Origin of the sequence: Micromonospora kangleipakensis, assembly GCF_004217615.1 — a bacterium.
GTDB lineage: Bacteria > Actinomycetota > Actinomycetes > Mycobacteriales > Micromonosporaceae > Micromonospora > Micromonospora kangleipakensis.
In genome coordinates this window covers 7,196,675-7,211,818 of record NZ_SHLD01000001.1, presented here as the reverse complement: position 1 = coordinate 7,211,818, position 15,144 = coordinate 7,196,675, and the positions used below count along the sequence as shown (strand labels likewise).

The 15,144-nt window shown below is 74.8% G+C and carries 18 protein-coding genes; 11 read left to right on the top strand and 7 right to left on the bottom strand.

The genetic code is table 11. From position 1 onward, the window contains the following. Positions 1-106 precede the first annotated feature (106 nt). A complete protein-coding gene (glmS, locus tag EV384_RS34300) occupies positions 107-2,020 on the top strand; it encodes a glutamine--fructose-6-phosphate transaminase (isomerizing) (protein WP_130340030.1) in 1,914 nt (637 codons plus the stop codon). A 72-nt stretch (positions 2,021-2,092) separates the two neighbouring features. On the opposite strand, the gene EV384_RS36975 is transcribed toward glmS, so the two are convergent. Next, positions 2,093-3,799, bottom strand: a complete 1,707-nt coding sequence (locus EV384_RS36975) for an alpha/beta hydrolase (protein ID WP_278045664.1) — start codon at positions 3,797-3,799, stop codon at positions 2,093-2,095. Then, a complete protein-coding gene (locus EV384_RS34290) occupies positions 3,796-4,185 on the bottom strand; it encodes a type VII secretion target (protein ID WP_242624411.1) in 390 nt (129 codons plus the stop codon). Before EV384_RS34290 ends, EV384_RS36975 begins: the two co-directional genes overlap by 4 nt. A gap of 146 nt (positions 4,186-4,331) precedes the next feature. Between EV384_RS34290 and EV384_RS34285 the strand changes: the two genes are divergently transcribed. The 6 genes from EV384_RS34285 (at position 4,332) to ung (ending at position 9,977) form a co-directional block, all read left to right on the top strand. Then, positions 4,332-4,700 carry a holo-ACP synthase gene (locus EV384_RS34285; RefSeq protein WP_130340028.1) on the top strand — a complete coding sequence of 123 codons (369 nt, stop codon included), beginning with the start codon at positions 4,332-4,334 and terminating at the stop codon, positions 4,698-4,700. A gap of 47 nt (positions 4,701-4,747) precedes the next feature. Continuing rightward, on the top strand, positions 4,748-6,217 hold the full coding sequence (locus EV384_RS34280; RefSeq protein WP_130340026.1) for an NAD(P)H-hydrate dehydratase: 1,470 nt from the start codon (positions 4,748-4,750) through the stop codon (positions 6,215-6,217). 81 nt (positions 6,218-6,298) lie between these two features. After that, positions 6,299-7,417: an alanine racemase gene (gene alr, locus EV384_RS34275; RefSeq protein WP_130340024.1), complete on the top strand. Its 1,119-nt coding sequence runs from the start codon at positions 6,299-6,301 to the stop codon at positions 7,415-7,417. 232 nt (positions 7,418-7,649) lie between these two features. After that, positions 7,650-8,741, top strand: a complete 1,092-nt coding sequence (locus EV384_RS34265) for an alpha/beta fold hydrolase (RefSeq protein WP_130340022.1) — start codon at positions 7,650-7,652, stop codon at positions 8,739-8,741. Further along, the gene (gene tsaE, locus EV384_RS34260) at positions 8,738-9,220 is read left to right on the top strand and encodes a tRNA (adenosine(37)-N6)-threonylcarbamoyltransferase complex ATPase subunit type 1 TsaE (protein ID WP_130340020.1); all 483 of its coding nucleotides are present in this window, start codon (positions 8,738-8,740) and stop codon (positions 9,218-9,220) included. The genes EV384_RS34265 and tsaE overlap by 4 nt, the downstream gene beginning before the upstream one ends. Before the next feature lie 55 nt (positions 9,221-9,275). Beyond that, positions 9,276-9,977 (top strand): uracil-DNA glycosylase, encoded by a 702-nt coding sequence (gene ung / locus EV384_RS34255; RefSeq protein ID WP_130340018.1) that lies wholly within the window; start codon positions 9,276-9,278, stop codon positions 9,975-9,977. Between the two features lie 30 nt (positions 9,978-10,007). Here the strand turns inward: ung and EV384_RS34250 are convergent, their stop codons facing one another. Further along, a complete protein-coding gene (locus EV384_RS34250) occupies positions 10,008-10,493 on the bottom strand; it encodes a hypothetical protein (protein ID WP_242624410.1) in 486 nt (161 codons plus the stop codon). Then, positions 10,466-10,732 carry a helix-turn-helix domain-containing protein gene (locus tag EV384_RS36630; RefSeq protein ID WP_242624409.1) on the bottom strand — a complete coding sequence of 89 codons (267 nt, stop codon included), beginning with the start codon at positions 10,730-10,732 and terminating at the stop codon, positions 10,466-10,468. Before EV384_RS36630 ends, EV384_RS34250 begins: the two co-directional genes overlap by 28 nt. A 182-nt stretch (positions 10,733-10,914) precedes the next feature. Between EV384_RS36630 and tsaB the strand changes: the two genes are divergently transcribed. Genes tsaB through EV384_RS34230 form a run of 4 tightly spaced genes read left to right on the top strand, consistent with a single transcriptional unit; the run spans position 10,915 to position 13,438 of the window. Continuing rightward, a complete protein-coding gene (gene tsaB / locus EV384_RS34245; protein WP_130340016.1) occupies positions 10,915-11,592 on the top strand; it encodes a tRNA (adenosine(37)-N6)-threonylcarbamoyltransferase complex dimerization subunit type 1 TsaB in 678 nt (225 codons plus the stop codon). A 55-nt stretch (positions 11,593-11,647) separates the two neighbouring features. Continuing rightward, on the top strand, positions 11,648-12,100 hold the full coding sequence (gene rimI / locus EV384_RS34240) for a ribosomal protein S18-alanine N-acetyltransferase (RefSeq protein ID WP_130340014.1): 453 nt from the start codon (positions 11,648-11,650) through the stop codon (positions 12,098-12,100). Between the two features lie 5 nt (positions 12,101-12,105). Then, complete coding sequence (gene tsaD, locus EV384_RS34235) at positions 12,106-13,152, top strand: tRNA (adenosine(37)-N6)-threonylcarbamoyltransferase complex transferase subunit TsaD (protein WP_130340012.1); 1,047 nt, start codon at positions 12,106-12,108, stop codon at positions 13,150-13,152. A gap of 31 nt (positions 13,153-13,183) precedes the next feature. Continuing rightward, entirely contained in the window at positions 13,184-13,438 is a 255-nt protein-coding gene (locus tag EV384_RS34230; RefSeq protein WP_130340010.1) for a hypothetical protein, read from the top strand. Positions 13,439-13,467: 29 nt separating this feature from the next. Here the strand turns inward: EV384_RS34230 and EV384_RS34225 are convergent, their stop codons facing one another. From EV384_RS34225 to EV384_RS34215, 3 genes are read right to left on the bottom strand one after another with little or no spacing between them, the layout of a single operon-like run. After that, positions 13,468-13,764, bottom strand: a complete 297-nt coding sequence (locus tag EV384_RS34225) for a hypothetical protein (protein ID WP_130340008.1) — start codon at positions 13,762-13,764, stop codon at positions 13,468-13,470. An 11-nt stretch (positions 13,765-13,775) separates the two neighbouring features. Next, positions 13,776-14,825: a toxin glutamine deamidase domain-containing protein gene (locus EV384_RS34220; RefSeq protein ID WP_130340006.1), complete on the bottom strand. Its 1,050-nt coding sequence runs from the start codon at positions 14,823-14,825 to the stop codon at positions 13,776-13,778. Positions 14,826-14,828: 3 nt separating this feature from the next. Continuing rightward, a complete protein-coding gene (locus EV384_RS34215; protein ID WP_130340004.1) occupies positions 14,829-15,143 on the bottom strand; it encodes a hypothetical protein in 315 nt (104 codons plus the stop codon). Position 15,144 lies beyond the last annotated feature (1 nt).

The window sequence follows — 15,144 nt, the reverse complement described above, 5'->3', positions numbered from 1 at the left end:
ATATGTCCGATCCTTCGCCGGTGTTCACCTGATCGCTCAAATTCACTGATCATTTACCGGACTTCCGCGCACGCACGATGAGCGAAACTGCGTTAGGCTCGGGGCCATGTGTGGAATCGTGGGTTACGCCGGTTCGCGCCCGGCGCTCGGCATCGTGCTCGACGGACTGCGGCGGCTTGAGTACCGCGGCTACGACTCGGCCGGCGTCGCCATCGTGTGCGACGACGAGCTGCTGACCGAGAAGAAGGCCGGCAAGCTGGCCAACCTGGAGAAGGTGCTCGCCGAGCGGGCCGCCGTCGACCCGGAGTCCTGCGCCGCCAGCCCGATCGGCATCGGCGACGGCACCACCGGCATCGGGCACACCCGCTGGGCCACCCACGGCGGCCCCACCGACCGCAACGCCCACCCGCACGTCGCCCCCGACGGCCGGGTCGCGGTGATCCACAACGGCATCATCGAGAACTTCGCCAAGCTCCGCGCCGAGCTGGAGGCCGACGGCGTCGAGTTCGCCAGCGACACCGACACCGAGTGCGCCGCGCACCTGCTCTCCGCCGCGCTGGCCGACCTGCGCTCGGCCGGCGAGGTGGACAGCCCGCAGCTGCTCGCCTCCGCCATGCGGGTGGTCTGCCAGCGGCTGGAGGGCGCGTTCACCCTGCTCGCCGTTGACGCCGGCATCCCCGGCGCGGTGGTCGGCGCCCGGCGCAACTCGCCGCTGGTGGTCGGCCGCGGCGACGGCGAGAACTTCCTGGCCAGCGACGTGGCCGCGTTCATCGAGCACACCCGCGACGCGGTCGAGCTGGGCCAGGACCAGATCGTCCTGATCACCACGGACAGCATCGAGATCACCGACTTCGCCGGTCAGCCCGCCACCGGCAAGGACTTCCACATCGACTGGGACGCCTCGGCCGCCGAGAAGGGCGGTTACGACTGGTTCATGCTCAAGGAGATCGAGGAGCAGCCGCAGGCGATCGCCGACACGCTGCTCGGCCGGCTCACCGACACCGGTGAGATCGCCCTCGACGAGGTCCGCCTCAGCGAGCAGGACCTGCGCGACGTCGACAAGATCTTCATTGTCGCCTGCGGCACCGCGTACCACGCCGGGCTGGTCGCCAAGTACGCCATCGAGCACTGGACCCGCATCCCCTGCGAGGTCGAGCTGGCCAGCGAGTTCCGCTACCGCGACCCGGTCCTGGACCGGTCCACCCTGATCGTGGTGATCTCGCAGTCCGGCGAGACCATGGACACCCTGATGGCGCTGCGCCACGCCAAGGAGCAGAAGGCCCGGGTGCTGGCCATCTGCAACACCAACGGCTCCACGATCCCCCGCGAGTCGGACGCCGTGCTCTACACCCACGGCGGCCCGGAGATCGCCGTCGCCTCCACCAAGGCGTTCCTCACCCAGCTCGTCGCCTGCTACCTGATCGGCCTGCACCTGGCCCAGGTACGCGGGATCAAGTTCGCCGACGAGGTGGGCGCGGTGGTCGCCCAGCTCCAGGAGATGCCGGGCAAGCTGCGCGAGCTGCTCGACCGGATCGAGCCGGTCCGCGAGCTGGCCCGCGAGCTGAAGTCCGAGCCGACGGTGCTCTTCATCGGCCGGCACGTGGGCTACCCGGTGGCCCTGGAGGGCGCGCTCAAGCTCAAGGAGCTGGCGTACATGCACGCCGAGGGCTTCGCCGCCGGCGAGCTGAAGCACGGCCCGATCGCGCTGATCGACAAGGGCACCCCGGTGATCTGCGTGGTCCCCTCGCCGGTCGGCCGGGGCATGCTGCACGACAAGGTCGTCTCCAACATCCAGGAGGTCCGCGCCCGTGGCGCCCGGACCATCGTGATCGCGGAGGAGGGCGACGAGGCCGTCGTCCGCTACGCCGACCACCTGATCTACGTGCCGCGTACGCCGACCCTGCTGGCCCCGCTGGTCACCACGGTGCCGCTCCAGGTGCTCGCCGCCGAGATCGCCGCCGCCCGCGGGCACGACGTCGACCAGCCGCGCAACCTGGCCAAGTCGGTCACCGTCGAGTAACCGGCTGCGATTTCGCTCCGGGGCCCCTCCACCGCGCGGTGGAGGGGCCCCGCGCATTGGTGGGGCCCGCGCTCACCGGCCGAGCACGATCCGGGCCATCCCGTCCAGGGCGGGATTGCCGGGGTCCCAGTAGCCGGTGTGGCCGTACCGGCCGCTGGGGAAGCGCCGGCCGCCGAAGCCCGGGTCGCTCGGGTCGTGCCCGAACCACAGCTCGTGCTCGACCGGGTGGAGCAGCGCCACCGCCGGGCCGAGCGGCGTCCCGCCGAGCGCCGCCCGGCGGACCAGTTCGTCCGGCGGCCGGGCCAGCCGGATCACGTCGTCCGGCGCGGTGCTCGCCCACACCTGACCGGCCGGCATCCGCAGCTCCGCGGCGTGCGCCACGCCCACCCCGGGCGAGCCCACGAAGACCAGCGCGTCGGCGCTCAACCCCTGGTCGCGGGCGGCCGCGCCCACCACCACCGACCCGTAGCTGTGCCCGAGCACGGTGTGCCGCGCCGGCGGCCCCTCGTGGGAGGCGCGCAGCCCCTCCTGGAACCGGTGCAGCGCCGGCCCCGCGTCCCGGGCCTGCCCGCCCCGCGCCGCCTCGTGGAGAAAGTCCGGGGCGTCGTAGTCCAGCCAGAGCACCGCCGCCGTCTCCTCGGCCGGGGCGAGCGCCGCGCAGCGGTCCAGCACCCGGGCCGCCCGGCCCAGCTCGCCCGGGGCGTCGGCCAGGTCCGCGGTCATCCCCGGCACGTACGTCAGCACCGCGCCGGCCCGGTCCGGGTTGCCCAGCGCCACGATCGTCCGCCCGTCGCCGGCCGGGTCGAGCCCGAGCAGGTACGCCCGGGGTGGCCCCGGCGCGGCCAACCGCTCGGCGAGCGCGTCCAGGCCGCGCAGCGCCGCCGCGACCCGAGCCAGCCCGGCCACCTCCAGCGGACCGCGGGGCGGCCGACTCAGCAGCTCGCGCTCGCGGGCCAGCAGCGCCGCTCGCCGCGCGGCCAGCAGCAGCCGGTTGGCCTGGTCCCGGGCGGTCACCGGTACCCCGTCCAGGCGACCCACCAGGGTCGGCTCGCGCGCCACCAGCCACCGGCGCTCGGCCGGCGTCAGGCCCGCCCACCAGCGGCCCACCTCGGCCGGACCGGCGCCGGCCGGTGGTCGCCGGCCGGGCGGGACGCTCACCCGGCCCGCGGTGGCCGCCGCCGACAGCTCGGCCAACCGGGCGGTCGCCTCCCGGTCCGCCGCCCCGGCCAGCTCCACCGCCGCGCGCACCGCCGCCGCCACCTGGGCCACCCCGGGGCCGACCCGCTCGGCGGGGCGCGGCACGGCCGGATCCGCCCGGACCCGGCCCGACCGGTCGACCATCAGCCGGCCCTGCTCGGCGAGGGTGACGGCGGCGGCGAGCCGGGCCTTCGCCCCGCGCAACCGCCCGGCGAACTCGGCGAGCACCTGGTCGACCTCGATCAGCGCGGGCAGCACGTCGGTCAGCTCGGTGCGCAGCGTGGTGAGCCGCGCCCGGGCCGCGTCGCCGGCCGCGCCGGACCACGCCGGACGCAGGGCGGCCACCCGGGCGTCCAGGGCGTCGGCCCGCCGGCCCACCGGATCGGTCAGTCCGCGCCAGGCCGCCCCGGCGCCGGCCCAGGCAGCCGGGTCGGCGGACCAGAGCTGGGCGTACCCGACCGCCGCCGGCGCGGCGACCGGGCCCATGGACGACGCGCGTGGCGTTTCCACCGACGGCGCGCCGGCCGCGGGCACCGGGGACGCGAGGTGCCGGGCCGCCGGGGAGCCGGGGCGGCGGTTCACCGGGGCTCCCCGGCCAGGCGCCGGGCGGCCCGGTCGTCGACCGCCTCGTAGCCCTCCACCGCCACGCGGACCGCGTCGGCGGTGCCCGCCACCCGGGCCGCCAGCGCCCCGCACCAGCGGTGCACCGCCGACTCCAGCTCGGCCAGCGCCACCCCGGTCGACCAGCCCTCGGCCGGCGGCACCAGCCCCGGCGCCCCGGCCGGTCCGTGCGCCAGCGCGTGAGCGTCGTCGCCCAGCGCCCGGGCGACCTCGCGCAGCAGCTCGGGCTCGACGGTCAACGGCACCTCGGTCATCGGCGGACTCCCCGGCTCGGCCGCCGCCGACGGGGGGACGTCGGGCGGCGGAGCGACGCCCACCCCGGCGACGAGCCGGGGCCGGGCGGACAACGGGGACGACGGTAGGAGGCGTCCGCACCCGGGCGCCGGCCCTGTGGATGACGGGCGGTGGTCGTACCCCCGGGTTGTCCACAGGCGTTGCCCACCGCGGACCCGGTGGCTAATCTGCGACCCCGCCCGCCGGTAGGGTGAGTGCCGTGATCGTGGCGGTCGGCATCGACGTCGTGCTGGTGGACCGGTTCGCCCGGGCCCTGGCCCGGACGCCGCTGCTCGCCGACCGGCTCTTCACCGAGGCCGAGCGGTACACCCGCTCCGGCAACCCGCGTTCACCGGAGTCGATGGCGGCCCGCTTCGCGGCCAAGGAGGCGGTGGCCAAGGCGCTCGGCGCCCCCGGCGGGTTGAGCTGGCACGACTGCGAGATCGTGCCGGACCCGGACGGCCGGCCCTGGCTGACCGTCTCCGGCACGGTCGCCGACGCCGCGGCCGAACGCGGGATCAACCGCTGGCATCTGTCGTTGTCGCACGACGGCGGGATCGCGTCGGCCATGGTGGTGGCGGAGCGGTGAGCTGACCGGCGGGCCGGCCGGCCCGCCCGGGGATGGGACGGGGTGGCATGAAACCGGTGTGGCGGGTCGCGGACGTACGCGCGGCGGAGGCGGGGCTGATGGCGACGCTCCCGCCGGGGACGCTGATGCAGCGGGCCGCCGCCGGGCTGGCCCGCCGCTGCGCGCTGCTCCTCGAGGACCGGGGCGGGGTCTACGGCGCCCGGGTGCTGCTGCTGGTCGGCTCCGGTGACAACGGCGGCGACACCCTCTGGGCGGGCGAGCGGCTGGCCCGGCGCGGGGCGGCCGTCTCCGTCCTGCTGCTCACCCCCGGCCGGGCGCACGCCGAGGGGCTGGCGGCGCTCCGGGCCGCCGGCGGGCGGCTCGTCGACCGGCCGCCGGCCGTGGTCGACCTGGTGCTGGACGGCATCGTCGGGATCGGCGGCAGCGGCGGGCTGCGGGAGACCGCCGACCAGCTGGCGGCGAGCCTGATCCGGCACTGCGGGCGCGACGGTGACCGGGCCACGGTGGTGGCGGTGGACGTGCCGAGCGGGGTCGCCGTGGACACCGGGCACGTGCCGCTGACCGCGTCCGGCCGGCCGAGCGCGGTGCGCGCCGACGTGACGGTGGCCTTCGGCGCGCTGAAGCCGGCGCTGGTGGTCGGCCCGGCCGCCGACCTGGCCGGGCACGTGGACCTGGTCGACATCGGGCTGGCGCCGTGGCTGCGCGGCTCGCCGGCGCTGCGGGTGACCGAGTGGTCGGACCTGGTCGACTGGTGGCCGCGGCTCGGCCCGGCGTCGGAGAAGTACACCCGGGGCGTGGTCGGGGTGGCGACCGGCTCGGCGACGTACCCGGGGGCGGCCGTGCTCTCGGTCGGTGGCGCGCTGGCCGGGCCGACCGGCATGGTCCGCTACGCCGGTGGGGCGCGCGCGGAGGTGCTGCACCAGCACCCGTCGGTGATCGCCACCGGCCGGGTCGCGGACGCCGGCCGGGTGCAGGCCTGGGTCTGCGGCTCCGGGCTGGGCATCGGCGAGGAGTCCGCGGCCGAGCTGCGCGCGGTGCTCGCCGCGCCGGTGCCGGTGGTGCTCGACGCCGACGCGCTCACCCTGCTGGTGGACGGCAAGCTGGCGGACCGGCTGCGCGACCGGGACGCCCCGATCGTGGTGACCCCGCACGACCGGGAGTACGCCCGGCTCTGCGGCGAGACCCCGGGCGCGGACCGGGTGGGGGCGGCGCTGCGGCTGGCCGCCTGGATGAACGCGGTGGTGCTGCTCAAGGGGGAGCGCACGATCATCGGCATGCCGGACGGCCGGGCGTATGTCAACCCGACCGGCACCCCGGCGCTGGCCACCGGGGGCACCGGGGACGTGCTCGCCGGGCTGCTCGGCTCGCTGCTCGCCGCCGGGGTGCCGGCGGACCGGGCGGCCGCCGCGGCGGCGTACCTGCACGGGCTGGCCGGCCGGGAGGCGGCCCGGGGCGGCCCGGTGACCGCGCCCGACGTGGCCACCGCCCTGCGCCCGGTGCTGGCCCGGCTGCCCTGACCGGTCCGGCCGGGCCGCGCCCGGCGGGTCCGACCACGCGGCTGCGACCGCCGTGATCACCGACGGAAGTAGGCTGGGGGCATGTGGCAGTCGGAGGTGCGCGTCGACCTGGACGCGATCCGGGAGAACGTGACCCGGCTGAGGTCGGGCACCAGCGCCGAGCTGATGGCGGTGGTCAAGGCCGACGGGTACGGCCACGGCATGGTCCCGGCCGCCCGCGCCGCGCTCGACGCCGGGGCGGACTGGCTCGGCGTCTGCACCCTCGACGAGGCGTTGACCCTGCGCCGGGAGGGCGTCACCGCCCCGGTGCTGGCCTGGCTGCTGAGCCCGGGGCTGCCGCTGCACGACGGGGTCGCCGTCGGCGTGGACCTGGGCTGCGCCAGCCTGCCGCAGCTGGACGAGATGATCGAGGCGAGCCGCCGGGCGGACCGCCCGGCCCGGCTGCACCTGAAGATCGACACCGGGTTGTCCCGGGGCGGGGCCACCGTCGCGGACTGGCCCACCCTGCTGGAGGCCGCCGCGAAGGCCCAGGCCGACGGCCTGGTCGAGGTGGTCGGGGTGTGGAGCCATTTCGTGTACGCGGACCTGCCCGGCCACCCCACCACGGACCGGCAGCTCGCCGTCTTCCACGAGGGGCTGGCCATGGTCGAGCGGGCCGGGCTGCGTCCGCGCTACCGGCACCTGGCCAACTCCGCCGCCACGCTGACCCGCCCGGACACCCACTTCGACCTGGTCCGCCCGGGTCTGGCGATCTACGGCCTCTCCCCGGTGGCCGGCGAGCGGTACGGGCTGCGTCCGGCGATGACCGCCCGGGCCCGGGTGATGCTGACCAAGCGGGTGCCGGCCGGCACCGGCGTCTCGTACGGCCACACCTACCTCACCGAGCGGGAGGCCAACCTGGCCGTGGTGCCGCTCGGCTACGCCGACGGGGTGCCCCGGCACGCCTCCAACACCGGCCCGGTGCAGCTCGGCGGCAAGCGGCGGACCATCTCCGGCCGGGTCTGCATGGATCAGATCGTGCTGGACTGCGGCGACGACGAGATCGCCCCCGGTGACGTGGCGACCCTCTTCGGCAGCGGCGCGGACGGCGAGCCCACCGCCGACGACTGGGCCGAGGCGGTCGGCACCATCAACTACGAGATCGTGACCCGGTTCGGCGGGGTCCGGGTGCCCCGCGTCTACGACGGCGAGCGCCCGTGAGCGCGAGGAGCGAGCCGGGGTTGCGAGCCCCGCAGTCGCGAGCCGAGGTAGCACCGTGAGCGCGAGGAGCGAGCCGGGGTTGCGAGCCCCGCAGTCGCGAGCCGAGGTAGCACCGTGAGCGCGAGGAGCGAGCCGGGGTTGCGAGCCCCGCAGTCGCGAGCCGAGGTAGCACCGTGAGCGCGAGGAGCGAGCCGGGGTTGCGAGCCCCGCAGTCGCGAGCCGAGGTAGCACCGTGAGTCAGCGCTTCCGCATTCCCCGGCCCCGGACCGCGGCCGGCAAGGTCGCCGGCGTGGTCGGCGCCGCCGTCGGCGTGGCCGCCGCCGGGCTCGCCGCGGGCGTGGTGAGCGAGCGGGTCCTGGTCCGCCGGCTCAAGGGCGACCCCGCCGATCCGTACGCGCACGAGGTCTTCGGCGAGCAGCGGTACGACGAGTCGTACCGGTTCGAGATGCCGGACGGCACGGACATCCACGTCGAGGTGGTCGAGCCGACCCGCCCGGTCGCCGGGCACCCCACCGTGGTGCTGGTGCACGGCTTCTGCCTGGACATGGGGACCTTCCACTTCCAGCGGAAGATGCTCGCCGCGCAGGGCGACCACCGGATCGTCGCGTACGACCAGCCGGGGCACGGCCGGTCGGGCCGGCTGGAGAGCGGGGAGTACGACCTGGCCGCGCTGGGCCGGACGCTGCGCCGGGTGATCGACGAGACCACGCCGGAGGGGCCGCTGGTGCTGGTCGGCCACTCGATGGGCGGGATGACCATCATGGCGCTGGCCGAGCTGTACCCGGAGATGTTCGGCGACCGGGTGGTCGGCACGGTGCTGATGGCCACCTCGGGCGGCCTGCTCGCGGAGACGAAGCTGGTGGCGCCCGCGCTGCTCGGCCGGGTCGGTGCTCCGGTGCTCTACATGATGAGCAACGCCACCCGGTACGGCGGTTCGGTGATCGACAAGGCCCGGAAGTCCACCACCAACGTCGCCTGGCTGCTGACCCGCCGGTACGGCTTCGGCACCCCGAAGCCCAGCCCGGCCCTGGTCTCGTACGTGGAGACGATGAACTCGCGGACCTCGGCCGAGACGGTGACTCGCTACCTGCGGACCCTGGCCACCCACTCCCGGTTCCCGGCGCTGGCCGCGCTGGCCGGCACGCCGGTGCTGGTGATCGTCGGGGACAAGGACATGATCACTCCGGTGAACCACTCGGAGGAGATCGTCCGGCGGCTGCCGCACGCGGAGTTCGTGAAGATCCACGACAGCGGGCACGTGGTGATGCTGGAGCACGCCGACGAGGTCAACGCCGCCCTGGCAGGCTTTCTGGAGGGGTTGTGACGGTCGTCGTCACGCTGCCGACGGTGGCCGACACCCACGAGTTCGGCCGGAGGCTGGCCGGCGTGCTGCGCGCCGGTGACCTGCTGCTGCTCAGCGGGCCGCTCGGCGCGGGCAAGACCGCGCTCACCCAGGGCATCGGCGTCGGCCTCGGAGTGCGCGGCGACATCACCTCGCCGACCTTCGTGATCGCCCGGGTGCACCGGCCGGACCCGGCCCGGGGCGGCACGGTGACCCTCGTGCACGCCGACGCGTACCGGCTGGGGGAGTCGGCGGACCCGCGCGCCGAGATCGACGACCTCGACCTGGACGCCTCGGTGGACGAGGCGGTGACCGTGGTCGAGTGGGGCGAGGGGATGGTCGAGCAGTTGGTCGACGCCCACCTGCGGGTCCGCATCGACCGGCGCGAGGACGACACCCGGGTGGTGACCCTGGAACCGCTCGGCGGCGACTGGGCAAAGCGCCTTGCCACCCTCGACTGACGGGCTGTCGTACCCGCTGCCTACAGTGCCCGGGACCGACTGCGAAAGGTTGCCGATGCTCGACGACACCCCCACCCTCGACCTGCTGGCGCTCCTCCCCGACGAGTGGCGGGCCGCGCTCGCCGCGCACCTCGACCCGGCCCGCACCGCGGCGCTGGCCGGGTTCGTCGCCCGGGAGTACGCCACCCGGACCGTCTTCCCCCCGGTCGAGGACCTCTTCTCCGCCTACCGGCTGTGCGGGCCGGCGGAGTGTCGGGTGCTGATCCTCGGGCAGGACCCGTACCACAAGGCGGGTCAGGCGCACGGGCTCAGCTTCAGCGTCCGCGAGGGGGTGACGGTGCCGCCGTCGCTGCGCAACGTCTTCAAGGAGCTGGGCGAGGACCTGGGCGTGCCGAAGCCGCGCAGCGGCAACCTGAACGGCTGGGCCGCGCAGGGTGTGCTGCTGCTCAACTCGGTGCTCACCGTCCGGCAGGCCACCCCCGGCTCGCACGCCAGCTCCGGGTGGGAGGAGTTCACCGACGCCACCATCCGCGCCCTGGACGCCCTCGACCAGCGGGTGGTCTTCCTGCTCTGGGGCGGGTACGCCCGCAAGAAGGCGGCCCTGGTCACCAACCCGCGGCACGTGGTGCTGGAGGCCGGCCACCCGAGCCCGATGAACCCGCGCGGCTTCCTCGGCAGCCGCCCGTTCAGCGCGGCCAACAAGGCGCTCGCCGACGCCGGCCTGCCCACCATCGACTGGGAGCGCTCAGCCGGCTGACCCCGTCCGGTCCACCTCGGCGGCCCGCGGTCAACGCGGTGGCGGGTCGCCGACCCGGTCGTCGGCCTGCCGCTGCCGGTGGCGGCGTAGCAGGTCGGCGGCGCGCGGATCGGTCAGCTCCACCTGGAGCAGCGGCACCACGCGGTAGCCGCGGTCGCCGTGGCGCACCTCGACCGACTCGGGCAGCTCGTCGCACAGCTGCGCCCGGATCTCGCCGTACCGGGTCCGCCAGCGGTGCTCGCCCGGCTCCTCCGGCTCCAGATGGAGACCGCCGAACTCCTCCCACCGGGCGTTCCAGCGCTGTCCGTACGCCGCCCTCAGCCAGGCGGTGAACCGGGTCGAGTCGCGCCACCGCAGCGCGATCTCCACCGCGGCCACCGGGACCGGGGCGCCCTGGAGCAGGGCGGCGGTGCTTCCGGTCAGCAGGTGGGGCAGGTCGCCGAGCCGGTCGATCATCCGGTCCAGTCCGAGGCCCTCGATCCGCTCGGTCAGCGGCCGGGCGGCCAGCTCCGCCATCCGGGCGTCGAGGTGGCGCTGTCCAACGGCTCGACGCCGACGGTGAGCTGACGGTCGAGCGCGGCGAAGAGGCGCTCGACGAGCGGGATGCTGGGAACGCGGTCGCCGCGTTCGACGCGGGCCACCGCGGCCTGGCTCGTTCCGGCCAGGTCGGCCAGCGTCTGCTGGGTCAGGAGTCGGGCACCGCGCTCCCGGCGGAGGGCAGCGGCGATCTGGCTGGCGAGGCGACTTTCGGGCACCAACGGATGATGACTTACCGCAGAGAGCGATATACCTGTCAGTCATATTTATGCCTGACAGGTATATCGCTCACCGGGGTGATGCCGGGCGCGCGGGTGACCGTACGTGATGGCGCTGCTGGTGGCGGCCCGGGACGGGGTGTGACCGGGCGTGAGCGGGGAGCCGACTAGGCTGGCATACCGTGCTCGTACTGGTGGTGGACTCCTCGACGCCCGCGGTGACCGCGGCGCTGGTCGAGGTCTCGGCGGACGGCGTCGCGGCCCGCGCGCAGCGGTGCACGGTCGACGCCCGGGCGCACGGTGAGCTGCTCGCCCCGCAGGTCGACGCGGTGCTGGCCGACGCCGGCGCCCGTCCCGCCGACCTGACCGCGATCGTCGCCGGGCTCGGCCCGGGGCCGTTCACCGGGCTGCGGGTCGGCCTGGTCACCGCCGCCACCATGGGCCAGGTGCTCGGCATCCCCACGTACGGCGTCTGCTCGCTGGACGGCATCGGCCACCCGGTGGCGGCCGGCGAGCCGGTCCTGGCCGCCAGCGACGCCCGCCGCCGGGAGGTCTACTGGGCCGTCTACGACGGCGCCGGTCAGCGGATCGCCGGGCCGAACGTCGACGCCCCCGCGGTCGCCGCCGAGCGCGCGCGCGACCTGGCCGTCACCGTGGCCGTCGGCGACGGCGCGCACCGGTACGCGGACGTCCTCGGCCTGCCGCTGCGGTCCGAGCCGCGCTACCCGGACGCGACCGTGCTCGCCACGCTGGCCGCCGAGCGGATCCGGGCCGGCGCCCCCGGGGAACCGCTCACCCCGCTCTACCTGCGCCGCCCGGACGCCGTGGCGGCGACCGGGCACAAGCCGGTCCTCCCGTGAGCGCGAGGAGTGAGCCGGGTCTGCGAGCCCCGCAGTCGCGAACCGAGGTGACACCGTGAGCGCGGTACGGCTGAGCCGGTTCCGCTGGTGGCACATCGACCAGGTGCTGCCGATCGAGGCGGACCTCTTCGGCGCCGAGCAGTGGTCCCCGGCGATGTTCTGGAACGAGCTGGCCAACGGGCACCACTACCTGGTCGCCACCGACGACGCCGGTGAGCTGTTGGGCTACGCCGGGCTCATTGTGGCGCCGCCCGACGAGGCCTGGGTGCAGAACATCGCGGTCCGCCGGGACGCCCAGCGCCGGGGCATCGGCCGGCTCCTGCTGGAGGCGCTGCTCGCCGAGGCGGCCCGGCGCGGTGCCCGCAGCACCCTGCTGGAGGTCGCCGCCGACAACGGCCCGGCCCAGCGGCTCTACGCCACCTACGGCTTCGAGCCGATCGGGGTGCGGCGCGGCTACTACCAACCGAGCAACACCGACGCGCTGGTCATGCGGCGCAACGAGGACTGATGAGCATGGCTGACGAACCCCTGATCCTCGGCATCGAGACCTCCTGCGACGAGACCGGCGTGGGCATCGTGCGTGGGCACACCCTGCTCGCCGACGCGCTGGCCTCCAGCGTCGAGGAGCACGCCCGGTTCGGCGGCGTGGTGCCCGAGGTGGCCAGCCGGGCCCACCTGGAGGCGATCGTGCCGACCATGGACCGGGCCCTCGCCGAGGCCGGGGTGACCATCGCCGACATCGACGCGATCGCGGTCACCTCCGGTCCCGGCCTGGCCGGCGCGCTGCTGGTCGGCGTGGCCGCGGCCAAGGGCTACGCCGTCGCCGCCGAGAAGCCGGTGTACGGGGTGAACCACCTCGCCGCGCACGTCGCCGTGGACACCCTGGAACACGGGCCGTTGCCCGAGCCGGCGATCGCCCTGCTGGTCTCCGGTGGGCACTCCTCGCTGCTGCTCATCGACGACCTGGCCCGCGGGGTGACCCCGCTCGGCTCGACCATCGACGACGCCGCCGGTGAGGCCTTCGACAAGGTGGCCCGGCTGCTCGGGCTGCCCTTCCCCGGCGGGCCGTGGATCGACCGGGAGGCGCGGGCCGGCGACGCCGGGGCCATCGGCTTCCCGCGCGGCCTCACCGCCGCCAAGGACCTCGCCGCCCACCGGTACGACTTCTCCTTCTCCGGCCTGAAGACCGCGGTGGCCCGCTGGGTGGAGGCGCGGCAGCGGGCCGGCGAGCCGGTGCCGGTGGCCGACGTGGCCGCGTCCTTCCAGGAGGCGGTCTGCGACGTGCTGGTCGGCAAGGCGCTGGACGCCTGCCGGACGAACGGCGTCGAGACGCTGGTGATCGGTGGGGGAGTGGCCGCCAACTCCCGGCTGCGGGCGATGGCCGAGCACCGCGCGGCGAAGCACGGCATCCGGGTCCGGGTGCCCCGCCCGAAGCTCTGCACGGACAACGGCGCGATGGTTGCCGCGCTCGGCTCGCACCTGGTCGCCTCGGGCGTCGCGCCGAGCCGCCTCGACCTGCCCGCCGACTCCGCCATGCCGCTGACCGTGGTCAGCGTCTGACGTGCCGCCCACCGCTGACGAGAGGGACGACGTGATCGTACGGATGTGGGAGGCACGCGCCGAGCCGTACGGCTTCGCCGACCTGATCACCTGGGTCTGCGACACCGCCCTGCCCGAGTTCGAGCACGACCCGCTGCACCTGTCCAGCGAGGTCTTCTCCTCCACCGACCACCGGCTGGTGGTGATCTCCAAGTGGCGGAGCAACCCCCGCGACCTGCCGGAGCCGCCGATGCGGCTGGTGGCCCGCCCCCCGCACGCCTGGGACTTCACCCAGGTCGACCGCTGACCGACGGCCGGAGGTCGACCTGCGGCGGGTCAGACCCGCAGGGTGGCCGCCGGGTTGGGCCGGTTGCGGATCGAGGGGTCGGTGCCGATCTGGAACGACGGCACGAACTCCAGCCGACCGTCCGCCTTGTACACCACCGGCACCGAGCCGGCCATCATGTACGACATGTCGCCGTCCACCAGGAACTCCCGGGCACCCACCTCGAAAACGTAGCACGCGTCGTTCTCGACGATCTTCCGGTCGTCCAGGCAGTAGGTGCCGACCGGCCAGTCCGGCTCGGTCGCCCGGCGGACGATGTCCCGGGCCTGCTCGTAGGTGACAGCCATGACGCGTGATCCTATCCGGGTGGTCGGACGAACTGGGTGAGGCCGCCGGGCATGGGGATGTCGTCCAGCCGGACGAACGAGGTGTTGTGCCCCTGGGCGAAGTAGTCGGCGACGTCCCGGCCGGCGTTCTGCCCGTCGATGAAGCGGACCTTGCCGCCGATGTTCTCCACGTTGAAGACGTGGCCACCGCCGTTCTTCCACTGGATGGCGACCACGCCGCGGGAGCCCGGGCCGAAGTTGTCGAAGGCCTTCTCGATGTCGGCCTGGCCGCCGGAGGTGAACCGGCGCCCCCACGTGTTCTCGATGTCGGCGAGCGGACGCCCGCCCCACGGGTGGTACGCCTTCGGCAGCGCGGTCGCCTCGACGTCGATGCCCCGCCGGCGCAGCTCGTACGTCTGCACGCAGTGGGTGCAGTTCGCCGAGTAGTCCGGGTGGGGCGGGTTGAACTTCGGGTTGACCCGCTTGAGGTCGTGCGCGATCTGCCGCTCGACCTTGCGGGCGGCCCGCTTGGCACCCACCCTGCGGGCCAGCTTGAGCATCCGCTTGGCCTGCTCCAGGATGTGTTTGAGGACTGTGCGGACCTGTTGCACGATCATTTTGATCAGGCGTTGGCAGGCCATCCGGGTGACCGCGATGAAGCCGGGCACGGTGGCGGTGGAGGCGCCGAAGGTGGCGACCGCCGCCGCGATCGCGGTGGTCACCTGCACCAGCAGGATGATGAGCTGGACGATGAAGGCGATCTTCATGGCCAGCGTCATCGCCGCGAAGACCATCAGCACGCTGCCGATGAGCTGCGCCGCGATCGCGTCCTCCAGCAGCCGCGGCTGCGGGCCGTCGTCCCGCCGCCACCACGCCTCGAACGCGTCGACGGTGTCGCCGGTGTTGTACCGGCCGACCGCCTCGGCGGCCCCGTTGGCCCGTTCCGCGGCGGCCTGCAACGTCATCCCGAACGACAGCCAGTGCTGCCCGGCGGCGAAGAGCAGCTCCTCGTCGGCCTGCGGCCACTCCAGACCGATCCAGCTCAGCGGCTCGGTCAGCTCGGCCGGGAGTTCGAGACCCACCGGTCAGGCTCCCAGCCGTCCGTGCAGCGAGGTGAAGAGCGCGTCGGACTGCTGGTCGGCCTCGACCACCTGCTGCGCCCAGTCGGCCAGCCCCTCGGCGGCGGTGATCAGCAGCTGCACGTGCGAGCCGTACGTCTCCAGCGCGTGCGACAGCACCTCGGTGTACGCCGCCCCGAAGACCGTCCCCGGCTCGTCGGCGCCCCACGGGTTCTGCGTGGTCACCGTGGCCTCCAGGGCGCCGAGGCCGGTCTCCAGCTCCACCGCCACCCCGGCGATCTGCTGGGCCGCCCCGGCCAGCACCTCCGGCTCGGTGTGCATC